At 33.3% G+C, this 15,586-nt stretch carries 15 protein-coding genes and 1 tRNA gene; 9 read left to right on the forward strand and 7 right to left on the reverse strand.

Going from position 1 to position 15,586, the window contains the following annotated elements; translation table 11 throughout:
- Positions 1–5: 5 nt before the first annotated feature.
- Positions 6–1,052, reverse strand: a complete 1,047-nt coding sequence (locus OQK60_RS03730; protein WP_297684197.1) for a response regulator — start codon at positions 1,050–1,052, stop codon at positions 6–8.
- A gap of 100 nt (positions 1,053–1,152) precedes the next feature.
- Here OQK60_RS03730 and rsmH point away from each other — a divergent pair, with 100 nt between their 5' ends.
- The 8 genes from rsmH to OQK60_RS03770 all read left to right on the forward strand — a co-directional run bounded on the left by rsmH (position 1,153) and on the right by OQK60_RS03770 (position 10,944).
- On the forward strand, positions 1,153–2,085 hold the full coding sequence (rsmH, locus tag OQK60_RS03735) for a 16S rRNA (cytosine(1402)-N(4))-methyltransferase RsmH (protein ID WP_297684199.1): 933 nt from the start codon (positions 1,153–1,155) through the stop codon (positions 2,083–2,085).
- Positions 2,078–2,356, forward strand: coding sequence for a hypothetical protein (locus tag OQK60_RS03740; protein ID WP_297684201.1), 279 nt, complete (start codon positions 2,078–2,080; stop codon positions 2,354–2,356). The genes rsmH and OQK60_RS03740 overlap by 8 nt, the downstream gene beginning before the upstream one ends.
- A 9-nt stretch (positions 2,357–2,365) precedes the next feature.
- Positions 2,366–5,491 (forward strand): efflux RND transporter permease subunit, encoded by a 3,126-nt coding sequence (locus OQK60_RS03745; protein ID WP_297684202.1) that lies wholly within the window; start codon positions 2,366–2,368, stop codon positions 5,489–5,491.
- A 35-nt stretch (positions 5,492–5,526) separates the two neighbouring features.
- Positions 5,527–5,603: transfer RNA gene (locus OQK60_RS03750), tRNA-Ile, on the forward strand.
- 157 nt (positions 5,604–5,760) lie between these two features.
- Positions 5,761–7,470 carry a helix-turn-helix domain-containing protein gene (locus OQK60_RS03755; protein ID WP_297684203.1) on the forward strand — a complete coding sequence of 570 codons (1,710 nt, stop codon included), beginning with the start codon at positions 5,761–5,763 and terminating at the stop codon, positions 7,468–7,470.
- Between the two features lie 125 nt (positions 7,471–7,595).
- Positions 7,596–9,725 carry a copper-translocating P-type ATPase gene (locus tag OQK60_RS03760; RefSeq protein WP_297684205.1) on the forward strand — a complete coding sequence of 710 codons (2,130 nt, stop codon included), beginning with the start codon at positions 7,596–7,598 and terminating at the stop codon, positions 9,723–9,725.
- A gap of 137 nt (positions 9,726–9,862) precedes the next feature.
- Positions 9,863–10,066 (forward strand): hypothetical protein, encoded by a 204-nt coding sequence (locus OQK60_RS03765; protein ID WP_297684207.1) that lies wholly within the window; start codon positions 9,863–9,865, stop codon positions 10,064–10,066.
- A 65-nt stretch (positions 10,067–10,131) separates the two neighbouring features.
- Positions 10,132–10,944 (forward strand): formate/nitrite transporter family protein, encoded by an 813-nt coding sequence (locus OQK60_RS03770; RefSeq protein ID WP_297684209.1) that lies wholly within the window; start codon positions 10,132–10,134, stop codon positions 10,942–10,944.
- Positions 10,945–10,976: 32 nt separating this feature from the next.
- On the opposite strand, the gene OQK60_RS03775 is transcribed toward OQK60_RS03770, so the two are convergent.
- Both OQK60_RS03775 and OQK60_RS03780 read right to left on the reverse strand, forming a co-directional pair.
- On the reverse strand, positions 10,977–11,837 hold the full coding sequence (locus tag OQK60_RS03775) for a hypothetical protein (protein ID WP_297684211.1): 861 nt from the start codon (positions 11,835–11,837) through the stop codon (positions 10,977–10,979).
- Positions 11,838–11,854: 17 nt separating this feature from the next.
- Positions 11,855–12,607, reverse strand: coding sequence for a response regulator transcription factor (locus tag OQK60_RS03780; RefSeq protein WP_297684213.1), 753 nt, complete (start codon positions 12,605–12,607; stop codon positions 11,855–11,857).
- A 100-nt stretch (positions 12,608–12,707) separates the two neighbouring features.
- Here OQK60_RS03780 and thiS point away from each other — a divergent pair, with 100 nt between their 5' ends.
- A complete protein-coding gene (gene thiS, locus OQK60_RS03785; RefSeq protein ID WP_297684216.1) occupies positions 12,708–12,908 on the forward strand; it encodes a sulfur carrier protein ThiS in 201 nt (66 codons plus the stop codon).
- Here the strand turns inward: thiS and acpS are convergent.
- The 4 genes from acpS to radA all read right to left on the reverse strand — a co-directional run bounded on the left by acpS (position 12,885) and on the right by radA (position 15,531).
- Positions 12,885–13,250: a holo-ACP synthase gene (gene acpS / locus OQK60_RS03790; RefSeq protein WP_297684218.1), complete on the reverse strand. Its 366-nt coding sequence runs from the start codon at positions 13,248–13,250 to the stop codon at positions 12,885–12,887. The two genes, thiS and acpS, sit on opposite strands and share 24 nt — an antisense overlap.
- The gene (fliL, locus tag OQK60_RS03795) at positions 13,251–13,802 is read right to left on the reverse strand and encodes a flagellar basal body-associated protein FliL (protein WP_297684220.1); all 552 of its coding nucleotides are present in this window, start codon (positions 13,800–13,802) and stop codon (positions 13,251–13,253) included. It lies immediately after the preceding gene.
- A gap of 56 nt (positions 13,803–13,858) precedes the next feature.
- Positions 13,859–14,119: a hypothetical protein gene (locus OQK60_RS03800; RefSeq protein WP_297684222.1), complete on the reverse strand. Its 261-nt coding sequence runs from the start codon at positions 14,117–14,119 to the stop codon at positions 13,859–13,861.
- A 65-nt stretch (positions 14,120–14,184) separates the two neighbouring features.
- Complete coding sequence (gene radA / locus OQK60_RS03805; protein WP_297684224.1) at positions 14,185–15,531, reverse strand: DNA repair protein RadA; 1,347 nt, start codon at positions 15,529–15,531, stop codon at positions 14,185–14,187.
- Positions 15,532–15,586 lie beyond the last annotated feature (55 nt).

The raw sequence follows: 15,586 nt of genomic DNA on the forward strand, positions 1-15,586 counted from the left end.
TGACTCTAAAGAACTTTGTAGGCTTTTATTTCTTCAATAACAAGACTGAGAGATCTTTTATAAGTTTTTAACTTATTGATGTACTCTAAATCATTAGGTTGTGCAATACTGTTTTTTAAAGCCAAGGCTGAATCATGTAGTGCATCAGCACCAATATTTGCGGCAACGCCGAGTATATCTAAGAGTATTTTATCGGCACTCGTACTGTCGCTGTTGTTGAGATATTTTTGAATTTTTTCTGAAGAGTCAGTGTATTTTGACATAAAATCATTAAGAATTTCCAGGTAAAACTCTTTATCTCCTCCACATATATCTAAGCCTTTTTCAATATTAAACTCAAGTATTTCATCATTTTGAGCAGATGTATCTTTACTTTCATTACCTGTAGTGTAAGTGTATAGTACATCATAAAGAGCATCCATTTTTAGTGGTTTTTCAAGATGTGCTTCCATGCCGACATTCATCATGTTTTTAATATCATCTGCTGCAGTATCTCCGCTAAGAGCTACAACTGGTATATGGTCGTAATTTTTGTTTTCTCTGATTAGTCTAGTGGCTTGAAAACCGTCAATATTTGGCATATGCGCATCCATTAGAATAACTGCATAATCATTGTCATTTTCTAGTATATTTAAAGCTTCTTGCCCATCATTTGCTATAGTGACTTCTATGCCTGAGTCAGCCAAAAGAGCAGTAATAACTTTTTGATTTATAATATTGTCTTCTGCTACTAAGATTTTAACACCCTCAAATATTTTAAAGTCATCTTTTACAATCTTGTCATGATAAACAGGTTCTCTTTTTTTTCTATTGATTTCAGTGGAAGCACTTTTTTCAACTTTTTTTGTTGCAGTTGATATTTCAACTTCTGGACTTTGCTCAGGTTTACTTGGAGTCTCTACCTTTGCTTCTTCTGGTTTGATTTCTTCTTTTTTTGTTTTAACATCAACTTTTTTCTGTGAGATTTTAAGAAAAATATATAAGACAAGTAGCGTTACAGCAGTAACTCCTGCAAGAACCTCTATTAAGTTTTCATTAATTATTGCTTCCATTTTTTTCACTTTTTTTGTTTAATGGTACTATAATTAAAATTAAATTAAACAAACTTAACGAACTTAATGTATAATATTGTAAAAATATCATAGGTCTTATATGCAAAACACCCCACATGTTCCAGTTTTATATCGAGAAGTTGTTGAAGTTTTTAAAGATATAGAAGATGGGATAGTGATTGATTGCACGATGGGCTATGGTGGTCACTCTTCTATGATTCTTGAAGAAAATCCAAATATAAAACTTATAGCAATTGACCAAGATCAAACAGCCATAGATTTTTCAACTACAAGGTTGAAAAAATTTGGAGATAGAGTAGAGATAAAAAAAGGTCGTTTTTCATCAGTGATCAAAGATATTGTAAAAGAGTATGATATAAATAATATAAAGGGCGTATTAGCAGATATAGGTGTTTCATCTCTTCAACTTGACCAAAAAGAGAGAGGCTTCTCGTTCGAGAGTGATAACCTTGATATGAGAATGGATAAAGAAGCAATGTTAAATGCTGCTGAAGTTGTAAATGAATATTCTACAAGCGAACTTGAGAAAATACTTTTAGATTATGGTGAGCTGAGAAACTATAAAAAAATAGCATCACATATAGTCAATAACCGACCATTTTCTTCTGCAAAGGAGCTTGGTGAGTCTTTAAAACCATTAATGCCTCATGGAAAGAAAATTCATCCAGCAACACTTTTAATGCAGGCGATTCGTATAGAGGTTAATGATGAGTTGGGTGAGTTGAAATCACTTTTAAAGACTATAGAAGATGCAAAATTTTTAAATGCGAAAGTCGCTATAATATCTTTTCATTCTTTAGAAGATAGAATTGTCAAGCAAGCGTTTAGTGATTGGAAGAAAAATTGTATCTGCCCGAGTGAAGCAATGAGATGTACATGTACAAATGATTATTCACTTGGGAAGATTTTAACAAAAAAGCCTATAATGGCAAAAGATGATGAGTTAAGACAAAACCCTAGAAGCAGAAGTGCTAAAATGAGAGTTTTTCAAATGGATAATATAAATGAGTGAAAAGATAGAATTATTAAATGAAATTGATGTAGTTCTTAATCCAAAAAAAGTGCTTGATTTTAATTATCTTTTATATGTTTTGTTAAGTGTATTGCTTGTTGCGGTAATACTTTTTCCAAAGATATATATCCAACAGCAGATATATTTTATGAGTAGAGATATTTCAAAGTTAAAAGGTGAATATGATACTCTTAAAGAAGAAAATAAAGTAATAAGCTCATCTGTTGAGTCAATTCGATTTAAAAATCAAATACTTGATACACTTTTTTAAAGATATAGTATGATTCGCCGTTTTTTAGAGTTTGCAATTGATAAACCACTTTTAAATCATATACTTCTTATCTTTATACTTTCTCTGTCTATCTTGGCATATATGAATATTCCAAAAGAGATATTTCCACCTATGACTATGGATAAAGTGACGATATCCGGTGGTTATGCTGGGACTTCCGCAGATGTACTTGACAAGATGGTTGTTCAAACAATAGAGGATGATCTAAAAAACATTGATGAGCTTGATACAATCAAAAGTACAATCAAAAACGGTTCATTTATAATACTTGCAGATATCAAAGCCGGCTCTGAAAATATTAATGTACTCAATGATGTAAAAGATGTAGTAAGTAGTGTTAAAAAAGATTTGCCTGCTGATATGGCAGAGCCAATTGCAAAAATACGATTACATAGTTTTCCCTTAGTGCTTATAGCCTTAGCCGGAGATAAAAGTAAAAAAGAGTTGTTAGATAGGGCAGAAGAGTTAAAAAGCCAGCTTAGCAACTTCAAAGACCTAAGTGAGATAACTATTCGCGGTGATGCTGAGGATGAGCTAGTAATAAAGATAAACGAGCAAAAACTTTTAGCCTTAGGACTTCAGCCGACATTAGCAGTAGCTTCGCTGCAAAATATAAGTTCTATATTTCCAATAGGTACTATTAAAGAGAGAGGCTCACATCTTTATATCTCAACATATAATGGAGAAAAAGATAAAGAGAGCATTGAGAGTACAATCATCGGTGTTGGGGATGTCAGAGTTCGTGTAGGCGATATAGCGGATGTATCGTTTAAGCTTAGTGACGAGGCTGAACTTTCTCACTATAATGGCATTAGAAATGTATCTCTAAATATTGCCAAATCAAAAGATGGCAACTCTATAGAACTCGTAAAGCAGATTAGAGCACTCTTAAAAGAGAATACTCAAAAGTATCCGGATTTGAAATATGAAATATATACGGATACATCTATCTGGATAAAAAATCGTTTAAATACAGTTTTTGCAAATATAACATTCGGGCTTATGCTTGTTTCTATTGCAATGTTGATTTTTATAAATCGTGGAATAGCAATGGTTGTGGCTATCGGTATACCTGTTAGTTTTATGATGGGTCTTATAGTCACTGAGATTATGGGCGACTCTCTAAACATGCTTTCACTTCTTGGAGCGTTAATAGCACTTGGAATGCTCGTTGATGAGGCTATTGTTGTTGCAGAAAATATATACAGACATTTAGAAAACGGTATGGATAGAAGAGAGGCTGCTATAGTTGGAGCAAGTGAAATGTTTCCAGCAGTATTAACGGCTACTTTGACAACTGTTTTTGCATTTTTGCCTATGCTTTTACTAACAGGCGAGATGGGAATGTTTATAAAGATAATCCCAATAATGATTACAGTTTTACTTCTCGCTTCACTTTTTGAAGCATTTTATTTTTTGCCTCTACATGCTCACGACTTCTTGAGAGTTTCACATGATGAGAGCTTTACAAAAAAAATCTGGAAAAAATTTGGATTTTGGCATAACAAAATTTTACATTTTGTATTTAGAAGAAAATGGATATCACTTATAGTTATGGTCGTTTCCATCTTGTCTTTGACATTTGTATTTATAAAAAATTCCAAATTTCAATTATTTCCTGATTTTGACAATACACAAATATATGTATATGGTAAAGTAAATATTAACAGTGAACTAGAAGATACAGAAGCTATTATTACATCCTTAGAAAAGAAGTTATTAGCTAATGTGGATAATGATGAGGTTTCTTCTATTACTTCAGTCATAGGCTTTAAACTCGATGCTAAAAATATGGCTGAGACGGGTGAGAATCTTTTTCATATATTTATTGATTTAAAAGAACGCGCGCCTAGCAATGCTTTTGACAAATATATCAGCCCTTATCTGTCAATAGAATACGATAAAGAGAGAATGCAGAGAAATAGAGACGGCAAAGATATCGCTCAAGACATTGAAAAGCTAATAGAACCGTTTAAAAAGTTAAGAGACAAGGGTGACCTGGTTTATGAAGAGTTAGTTGTTAAAGTTCCAGGGGCAGGTGTTGTTGCTTCAGACATCGAGATTAGTCTAAGCGGGCAAAATGAGCAAAAAACTAAAGAGGGCATTTTAGAGCTGAGAAATGCTTTGAGTGCTATAGAGGGTGTTGGAAACATATCTGACGATGCTACTTTAGGTGAAAAAGAGCTAAAACTTCGTGTCAATGAATATGGACAGCAGCTAGGATTTAATGAAGAGTTGATTTCACGAGAACTTCGTTCATATTACTTAAAAGGTGAATATGGCAAGATGTTCAACGATGAAGGACTGGTCCGTATAAGAATAGAGAGCGGAATTAATGAAGATATAGATTCTGTAAATAGTATTGAAGTTCAAGTGCCGTCTTCAAATAAATATGTACTTCTGAGCGATGTGTGTGATTTTATAATAGTTCAGGGATTTGTAGCATTGCAAAAAGAAGATGGCGTTAGAATTCGCACGGTTGTAGCTTCTTTAGATAAAAAGCTTATCACTTCTGCTGAGGTTATGAAAAAATTAAAACCTACATTTAAAAAACTAGAAAATGATGGTTATATAGTTGACATCAAAGGTGAAGAAAAAGAAAATAAAAAGAATATGAATGAGATGATGCAGTCAGCACTTATAGCGATATTTCTTATATTTATAACTTTGGTATGGCTTTTTGATTCTATTAAAAAATCACTCATAGTTATAAGCACCATACCTCTTGTACTGCTTGGAGTGTTTTTTGGGCATATGGTAATGGGGATAAATCTTACAATGCCAGGGTTAATCGGAGTTGTTGGTCTTGCGGGAGTTGTTGTAAATGATGGTCTTATAGTAGTAAACTTTATAAAAGATGCAAAAAATACTGAAGAGCTGATGAAGCAGGCACAGACAAGATTAAGACCAATTCTTTTAACATCATTAACAACAGTTTTAGGATTGTCAACACTGATATTTTTTGCCTCAGGTCAAGCAATGATACTTCAACCTATGGCAATTTCACTTGGATTTGGTATCGCTTGGGCTACTGTTTTGAACCTTATTTATGTACCACTTCTTTATGCTGTTGTTTTTAAAATAAAAGATGCCCAAGAAATCAGAAATATATAAGGATATCTTCACTATAATTGCGCCCTGATATTAGTGGGTTCGTAGCTCAGTTGGTTAGAGCCCTCCGCTCATAACGGAGTGGTCCCGTGTTCGAGTCACGGCGAACCCACCACTATTACATCGGACTTTCACATATTTTTCAAATCACTCATTTTTTAACAATCATTCCTACTGAAGTGTGTTTTATAAAAATCTACAAATCCACAGTTTAAAACAAACAAATTGATTAAGATATTTCGTTATAATCATATAAATGAAGGATACACAATTTGCAAAACACTGCATTAAATATATTAAAAACAGGGAATAATGTTTTTATTACTGGTTCTGCAGGAACGGGTAAAACCTATCTATTAAATCAATTTACATTTTATTTAAAATCAAGAAAAATAATCCCAACAATTGTAGCACCAACTGGGATAGCAGCATCACATCTACAAGGTCAAACTATTCACTCATTTTTTAGCTTAGGTATTCGTGATACAATCGATGATTATTATATTGAGTCTTTATTACAAAAGAAATATTTACAAACTAGATTTTCTAAATTAAAGATTCTTATCATCGATGAGATTTCAATGGTTTCTCCTGAGATGTTCTCTGCAATGGATAAAATATTAAGAGCTTTTAAAAAGAATGATACTCCATTTGGTGGTGTTCAAACAATACTGTCTGGAGATTTCTTCCAACTTCCTCCCATCTCAAAAATAGCTAAGGATAAACGCTTTGCTTGGCAATCTTCATCATGGAAAGAGTTGGAATTAAAAACATGCTACTTAGAAGAAAAATTTAGACAAGATGATAATGTTCTCATTAGTATTTTAGATGAGATAAGAAGCGGCAATGTATCAAGTAACTCTTATGATATTTTAAACTCAAGACATCATAAAGATCTTGACATTGATTTTACACCAACAAAACTCTACACACATAATATAGATGTTGATAGAATAAATAATGATGAGCTTAGTAAAATCAAAAATCCTGCTCATTTATTTAAGTATAAGTCAGAAGGAACAGCTAAAAATATTGAGAAAATATTTAAGTCTTCCCTTGTTTTAGAGGAGATAACTCTAAAAAAAGATGCAGTAGTGATGTTTATAAAAAACAATCATGAGCAGGGCTATATAAATGGCACCACAGGTGTAGTAGTAGACTTTGACAAGGAGACAGGTCTTCCGATAGTTAAAACATCTTATGGGTCATTGATTAAACTTGGATTGGAAGATTGGAGTATAGAAAATGATAACGGCAATATAGTTGCTAAAGTTTCACAAATTCCACTCAAACTTGCATGGGCAATTACTATACATAAATCTCAAGGTATGACACTTGATTCTGCTGAGATAGACTTGTCTAAAACTTTTGAAGTGGGGCAGGGTTATGTTGCTCTTTCTCGTATTAAAAATATAGATGGATTGCGTCTTATGGGCTTGAATGATACTGCACTAACTGTTGATCCTCTTATTTTACATATTGACGATAGAATCAAAGCAGCATCTCAAAAAACAAGAGATGAAATATCAGCACTCTTATCTGAAAATCTTGAAAAAATATTTGATTCATACATCCAGAGTATAGACGGCATTACTGATATAAGTAAAATAAAAGAACAAGAAACAATTTTAAAATCTGAGAAGAAAATAGTGGCTAAAAGTGCTACTCCTACTTATATTCAAACAAAAGAGTTGATTGAAAGTTGTAGCTCCATTGCAGAACTGGCTGAAAAAAGAGGTATGAGCAAGGGGACGATTATAAAACATCTTAGTATTTTAAAGGAACAAGAAACAGATATAAATTTGGATAAATTTATGCCAGATGTAGCTACTCTTGACCTTATAAATGATGCAGTAACGAAAATAAAAGAAAAAAACAATAAAGATGATTTTAGTGAAGACGGCAAGCCTCGCTTAAAGCCTATATTTGAAGCCCTGAATGCTAAAGTTCAATATGATGATATACGAATTGCTCTTTGCTAGCTTTAGTAAATAATTTATTTGATTGCCAAAGATAATTTGTAATATACATTACAAATATTTCTACACATACCTTACACACTATACAGATAAAATATAAAAGCTAGTAAATAATTCGGAGGTGTGTTATGAGTATTGAAGATAAAAAATATACATGTCCTATGCATCCAGAAATAATAGAGAATCATCCTGCTTCATGCCCTAAATGTGGTATGGCACTGGAACCTATGGTGGCTGTAGCAAATGATGAAGAAAACGATGAACTAAATTATATGAGTAAACGCTTTTGGATTAGTATTGTTCTTGCCTTACCTGTGTTTGTAGTAGCAATGATAAGCGATTTAGTTCCGGAGTATTTACCACAGAGCGTCACAATGAAAAATGTTCAATGGTTTTTATTTATTTTAGCCTCTCCTGTAGTTGTTTGGGGTGGTTGGCCTTTTTTTGTGCGTGGATATAACTCTATTAAAACATGGAATCTAAACATGTTTACACTAATCGCAATAGGGGTAGGAGCAGCTTATATGTATAGTTTAGTTGCACTATTTTTACCTGAAGTTTTTCCTCCGCTTATGCAAACAAAAGAAGGTCTGGTGCATGTCTACTTTGAAGCTGCCGCAGTTATTATAACTCTCGTACTTTTAGGGCAGGTGTTGGAATTAAGAGCAAGAAGTAAAACAAATAGTGCAATTAAAACACTGCTAAATCTTGCGCCAAAGCAGGCACATCGTATTGACAATGACGGTAACGAAGAAAATATAAGTTTAGAGTTAATACATGTAGGAGATAAACTAAGAATTAAACCCGGTGAAAAAATCCCTGTTGATGGTGTTGTTGTTGAGGGACAAAGCAATATTGACGAATCAATGATAACAGGCGAACCTATGCTTATATCTAAAACTAAAGATGATTCTTTAATTGGGGCAACATTAAATAAAAATGGCACTCTAGTCATGGTAGCACAAAGAGTAGGGAGTGATACTATGCTTTCACAAATCGTGCATATGGTTGCTCAAGCTCAGCGTTCGCGCGCACCTATTCAAAAATTGGCAGATACCGTAGCTAGCTATTTTGTGCCGGCCGTTGTAATATCAGCGATATTGGCTTTTTTGGGATGGTTTATCTTTGGGCCTGAACCTCGTTTAGCCTATGCTATTGTAGCGGCAGTAGCTGTTTTGATTATTGCATGTCCGTGTGCTTTAGGCCTTGCAACACCAATCTCTATAATGGTTGGAACCGGACGAGCAGCGCTGTCTGGAATCTTGATAAAAGATGCCAAAACATTGGAGACGATGGAGAAAATTAACACTTTGGTTGTAGATAAAACCGGAACTCTTACAGAAGGAAAACCTAAAGTAACTACTCTGAATGTAGAAGATGGTTTTGATGAAAAAGATGTTTTAAAATATGCTGCAAGTTTAGAACAAGTTAGTGAACATCCCCTAGCAGAGGCCGTTGTTGAACATGCAAAAGAGAGTGATTTAGACTTTCTACATGTAGATAACTTTGAAGCTATTATTGGCAAAGGTATTACAGGTGAGATAGAGAATAAAAAAATAGTTTTAGGTAGTGAAAGTTTCTTGGATAGTTTAAATATTTCAACAAAAGATACATCACAAAAAGCAGATGCTTTACGAAAAGAAGGCAAGGGTGTTATATTTATGGCAATAGATTCTAAATTTAGCGCTATTATTGGGATTGAAGACCCGATTAAACTAACATCAATTGAAGCGATTAAAGAGCTTAAAGCCGAGGGTATAAAAGTTGTTATGCTTAGTGGGGACAATAAAACTACAGCTAATGCAGTGGCAAGAAAACTAGACATTGATGAAGTTTATGCCAATATTATGCCTGATGCAAAAGCAAAAGTGATTAAACAACTACAAGATGGAGGAGCTATTGTGGCTATGGCTGGCGATGGAATAAATGATGCACCGGCACTTGCTCAAGCAGATATAGGTATAGCAATGGGAACCGGTACCGATGTTGCCATAGAGAGTGCAGGAGTTACGCTTATTAAAGGTGATTTGCTTGGAATTGTAAAAGTTCTAAAACTTAGTCATGCTACTATGAAAAATATTAAACAAAATCTATTTTTCGCTTTTGTTTACAACAGTGTTGGCATTCCGATAGCGGCAGGGGTGTTTTACCCATTTTTTGGTATTTTGCTTTCACCGGTAATCGCAGCAGCTGCAATGAGTTTTAGTTCTGTATCAGTTATAGTTAATGCTTTGCGCTTAAAAAATGTAAAGATATAGTTATATTTACAAACTGCTAACATGAGGAAGATGCATACTAAAACTTAATGTGATACAATTTCATCAATAAGGACTACCATGAAAGAAAATCATAAAATAATCAAACATGAAATATTTGCACAAGGAAAACTTGAAGAATGATAGATTCGATTATTGAAATGATAAAACTTTTATCTCTTATGATATTTGTCTCATCAATTGGTGCCCAAGGCTGGATAGCATTTTTGGATATTACAAAGTATTTTACAAATAAGTTAGAAAAATATCGTCCACTTCCATCTCAAGATAAATATTCAAGAATTGCTATAATAATTGGCGTTTTTGTAATATTAATGGACTAATGCATATTTATTATATTAATATTTTTTGTCTATACTTCGATTTAAATTAAAATTAGGAATAGTGTATGTCTTATTTACAACCTAACGACTTTGTTACAAAAATGGTTGATGCGGGAGAGTCTAAAGTCTACATGTCAACTAAAGATACACTTATCCGTGCTTTTATGGCTGGTGCAATTCTAGGCCTCGCTGCCGCATTTGCGATTACTGTTGCTATACAAACCGGTTCATTATTAGTCGGTGCAATGCTGTTTCCCGTTGGGTTTATAATGCTATATCTTATGGGTTTTGACTTACTCACAGGAGTTTTTGTACTAGTTCCGCTTGCTTTGCTCGATAAGCGACCGGGTGTTACTGTGAATCAAGTTTTAAGAAATTGGGGTCTTGTATTTTTAGGAAACTTTGCCGGAGCGCTAGTTGTGGCAGTTATGATGTCGTTTATACTGACATATGGCTACTCAATTGACCCCGATATTATTGGAGACAAAATAGCTTCAGTTGGAGAAGAGAGAACGCTGGGTTATAAGGAGCATGGCATAGCTGGATGGCTGACAATTTTTGTCCGTGGTATGCTATGTAACTGGATGGTTTCTATGGGTGTTGTAGGCGCTATGGTTTCTAGTTCTGTAAGCGGTAAGGCTATTGCTATGTGGATGCCAATTATGCTGTTTTTCTACATGGGTTTTGAGCACTCTGTTGTAAATATGTTTCTATTTCCATTTTCGATGATTATGGGTGGTGACTTTACTGTTGTGGATTATTTAATTTGGAACGAGATACCAACCGTTCTAGGAAATCTAATAGGTGGTCTTGCATTTACCGGTTTAACTCTATATTCAACACATGTAAAAACCGGGCCAAAAAGAGATTTAAAGTAAGATGCAGATTATATGAAAATTTATATCTTATATTACCAGACAATACACTGATTTAAAGCACCATAAGCATAACAACCGCTTGAGTCTTTTTTAGCGTTATAGTAGTTATGCTGTTGTATATCTTTAGTCTTTGTGAGTAAGTCTTTTGTAGTGCCATATGAGCTACTCTCTTGCTTTATTGCTATATTTTTTGTTGCTGGACTTGGTTGGCTTGCTTGATTGTTATGATTAGCATTTTGTTCATGTTGCACTTGCTTATTTTTTAAGTTTTTACTTTTTATAACCTTTACAGATTTGTGAGGCTGTACTTTTTCACTTTCTGCATGGTCACAATAAAGCATTTTTGATTTTAAAATATTTTCAACTTTTTGAATGGGGTCAATTTTTGTCATTCCCTCTTTCCAAACGAGAAAAGTTCTGTTTGATTTAGTATCTTTTAAATATATATCTAACTCTCCGATGGTAGAGGAGTCAAAATACATTACAAAGTCATAGTTTTTATTATTTGAGACAGTGTTTATACTCTCAACATATTCAGTGCGAAGTTTGGTAAAAGTTTTTCTTTTTTTAAACATTTCATATATTAAATTCTGCTCTTCATTATACGCATTTAAATAATACTCTTGTGACATAACTCCTTTATCAGACAAAGGAATTAGCCGAGTAATAGCCTCATCGGTAAGTAATAATATCTGCATTGAGAATGGGTATGACATAAATAGCGCATTTGTTTCGTTAATTATCTTATCATTTATAGGGCCATGTTTATAGTATGCAGATTTTTCAACTGCATATGAATTTATAGGAGGAGGAAGTACCTCTTTTTTAAAACATCCCGTAGTAGTTATCAAGACTAGAAAAATGATACATGTACCAATAATTTTAAATATCATTTTAACTCCAATATCTGCTAAGCTTGATTGTAAGGTAGTATTCTATACCCGATGCCATAAATACTTTCTACGCAATTACTTGGTAGTTTTTTTCTAAGTTTTGATACGAGTTTTCTAATATTTACTATATCTAGATTTTCATTTTGCGCTTTATACTCGGCAGTTATATCTTCATTTGGAAATATTTTGCCAATATTATTAGTAAGAAGTTGTAAAAAAATAATCTCGTATTTGGTTAGAGGGATTATTTCTTCTGTATTTTGAAGAATACTATTATTTTTACAAAAAGAAAAAGAATCATTAAGTTTTATTAATGATTCTTGTTTTTGCTCAACATTTGGTAATGTTAAGTTGTTTACATTTTTAGATGCGTTTAGAAGTGCTTTAAGAAATTCTTGATAGTCAATTGGTTTTTTAATAAACTGCTGTATTCCTAGGTTAATCAAAGGTAGTAGATATTTTGTATCGTCATGTGCTGAAACTATAATAATAATTTGATTTGGATTTATTTTATATATTTTCTCTACTAATTCAACTCCATTTAGACGAGGCATTCGTATGTCAGAAATAACAATGTCATAGTGCTTTGCATTGGTGTCACTATACTGCCTGTATTGAGCTAGCGCCTCTTCTCCGTTTGATGAAGAGTTAACTGTATGAAAAAAAGTTTTTAAAATTTCAGTTACATTCTCTCTCAAATCTTCGTGATCTTCCGCAAAAAGCACCGATAATTTTTGAGTGTGATTTAATAAATTTTTAGAATTTAGCATCAGAACTCTCTCGTTTGTATAGATTTATTTTAGTTATTGTATCTTTATTATTAATATATTAAACTTAATAAGATATTATTAGACAAAGAGAGAGATAAAAATGAAACTAATAATAAATGGCAATACAAAAGAATTTAATACAAATGCAACATTAGAAAAAGTTTTACAAGAGTTGGGTTTAACCGGAAAGGTCATGGCTGCAGCAGTTAATATGGAAGTAGTAAAACAAAACCTTTGGCCAACACATAAGCTAAATGATGGAGACAAACTAGAGTTACTAGATTTTGTTGGTGGTGGATGATTCAATAGCCACTACAGCGATAGCATAATCACCGTCATGTGTTATGGATAAGCTAGTATCTGTAATATTGAAGTTATTTAAAAGTTTTTGTGATAGTCTTAATACCGGCGCACCCTTTGCGGTTTTGCTAATTGAAATATCATGAAAGCCACACTCCGAACCTATACCAACTCCAAGGGCTTTTGAACATGCCTCTTTAGCAGCCCAAAAACCAGATGCCGTTTTATAGTTTTTTATAAGAGATATCTCATCATTTGAAAGAAATTTTTGAAGTGCTTTGTCGCCAAACCGCTCTATAAAGCGGTCCATACGAGATGTTTTTATAAGATCAATACCGATCATTTACTGAATAACGAACTCTGTAAAGTATATGCCTTTTATGTGACCATCAACAATCATAGCATTGAGTGTATCCATAATCTGTTGTGAAACTTTTGCCTTACCTTTTTTAGAAGAAATTTCTTCAAGTGTTTTAGAGGTTAAAATTCTAATAATTCTATCTCTGATAACAGGGGATTTATTGTCTAGTTCTATGCTCAGTTCTTCACCGTTTAACTCTAATGAGATAGTCACTTTTAAATAGCGGCTACCTGAATCACTTTTGAGATTTACAGTGAATCCGTCAAGTGGGTACAAAATACCAATATCACTTAATTTTCTTGACTCAGCCATGTCTGAGCTTCCTCTTGTCCTGTTTGATATAGTTTTAGTTTGAGCCTGAGGTGTATTTTGTTGTATTTGAGCTTCTGAACCATCATCACTCATCAATAAAATCGCAGTAACTGCAGCACCAAGAATAATAAGTACTAAAACTGCGATAATAACAATCATCAGTGTATTAGATTTTTTCTTTTCTTGAGTAGTTTCTTCTTCTTTATTCTCTTCCTCAGCCATTACTCTTCCTTGATTTTAGTTTTGTTAGTATATCAAAATTTATATTATTATATCAATTAATCACATTTTGTTATATTTAAAGTTTTCATAATCTCTTCAAATATTTCGCCAGCTTCACGATTATTGTCATCTTGATACTCTATTACAAGAACTTCTCTACCATTTGATATATTACATGTATAAGTCTCAGGTTGAATTCTATACTTAGAAGTTATTTTTTCTATTGTTGAACAAACTAAATGACCTTCTTCTTTTCCTTCATAAGCTATTGACAACTTGGAAAATTTTTCTTCACTTCTAAACTCGGCATCAATCATGTATATCCTTTAAGATAAATATATTTTTGAAAGTATACATCTTTTATAGTTAAAATGTGTTTTAATCAATACCATTCTAGAAGTTTTGTTACTTCATCTACTATAAATGTTTTAATTGCGGGTTTTTCTAGAGGCTTTTTAGATACAACTGCCTTATTGATATTTTGCATTTTTGCTTCTTTTAGTCGTACATCCATTGCATATACTTCCCTGACATCTCCAACTAATGAAACTTCACCTATAAAAATAGTCTCTTTAGATATGACTCTATCTCTAAAACTACTAATAATTGCGGCTAATATGGCTAAATCTGCAGAAGTTTCTGTAATCTTTATACCGCCGGTTATATTGATAAAAACATCATAACCAGATAAAGGAATTTCGAGTTTTCTCTCAAGAAGTGCTAAAAGCATGTTTAATCTATTGTTATCAAATCCGGTAGCTTGTCTTTTTGAGTTTGGAGTATGTGACTCAGAGACAAGGGCTTGTACCTCCAAAATTATAGGACGAGAACCTTCCATGATAACCGTTAAAGCAGAGCCTGCCTGCTGGGAATTGCGATTGAAAAATCTTGATGCGACATCTGTTGCAGATATTAGACCATCGCTTCTCATCTCAAATACACCAATCTCACTTGTCGGTCCAAAACGATTTTTAAAGCCTCTTAGTATCCTAAGTTCTTGTGATGAATCGCCTTCAAAATACAATACAGTATCTACCATATGTTCAAGGACTCGGGGACCGGCTATTGAGCCTTCTTTTGTAATATGCCCGATAATGAAAATTGCTATCTCTCTCTCTTTGGCTATCCTCATTAGTTCAAAAGTAATTTGTCTTACTTGAGTTACAGAACCAGGTGCTGATGTTATGTTTTCAGAGTACATTGTTTGAATTGAGTCAATAATTAAAAAATCATATTCACGATGTTCTAACTCCACTATAACTTGTTCTAGCCTTATTTCACTTAACAGGTAAAGTGTGTCTTGATTTGCTTTTAGTCTGTTGGCACGAAGCTTAATCTGTCCACTTGATTCTTCACCCGTTACATATAAAACTTTTTTTCCAGTTGAGGCTATATCACCTCCGACTTTTAGCAGTAGGGTTGATTTTCCAACTCCAGGAGAACCTCCGATAAGAGTTAGTGAACCTGGCACAATGCCACCACCAAGTACAGTGTCCAGCTCAATATCCTCAGAACTAAATCTAAATACTTCTTCTTCTTTTATATCATTAATGCTTACGGCTTTTGTAGAACTCGAAGTATTGGACTTTGTTTGCTTAACTACTTCTTGTTGATGTTCGCTGAGTTCGACAAATGAATCCCATGATCCACAGTTGGTGCATTTCCCCATCCACTTCGGTGTTGTAAGTCCACAGTGTTGACACTCAAAAAGAATTTTTTTCTTAGCCATATAATCAGCCTTATATTTAATTATGCAAAATTATATACCCTTTTACATGTAAATA

It is taken from the genome of Sulfurimonas sp. (genome assembly GCF_026196735.1).
Classification (GTDB): Bacteria; Campylobacterota; Campylobacteria; order Campylobacterales; family Sulfurimonadaceae; genus Sulfurimonas.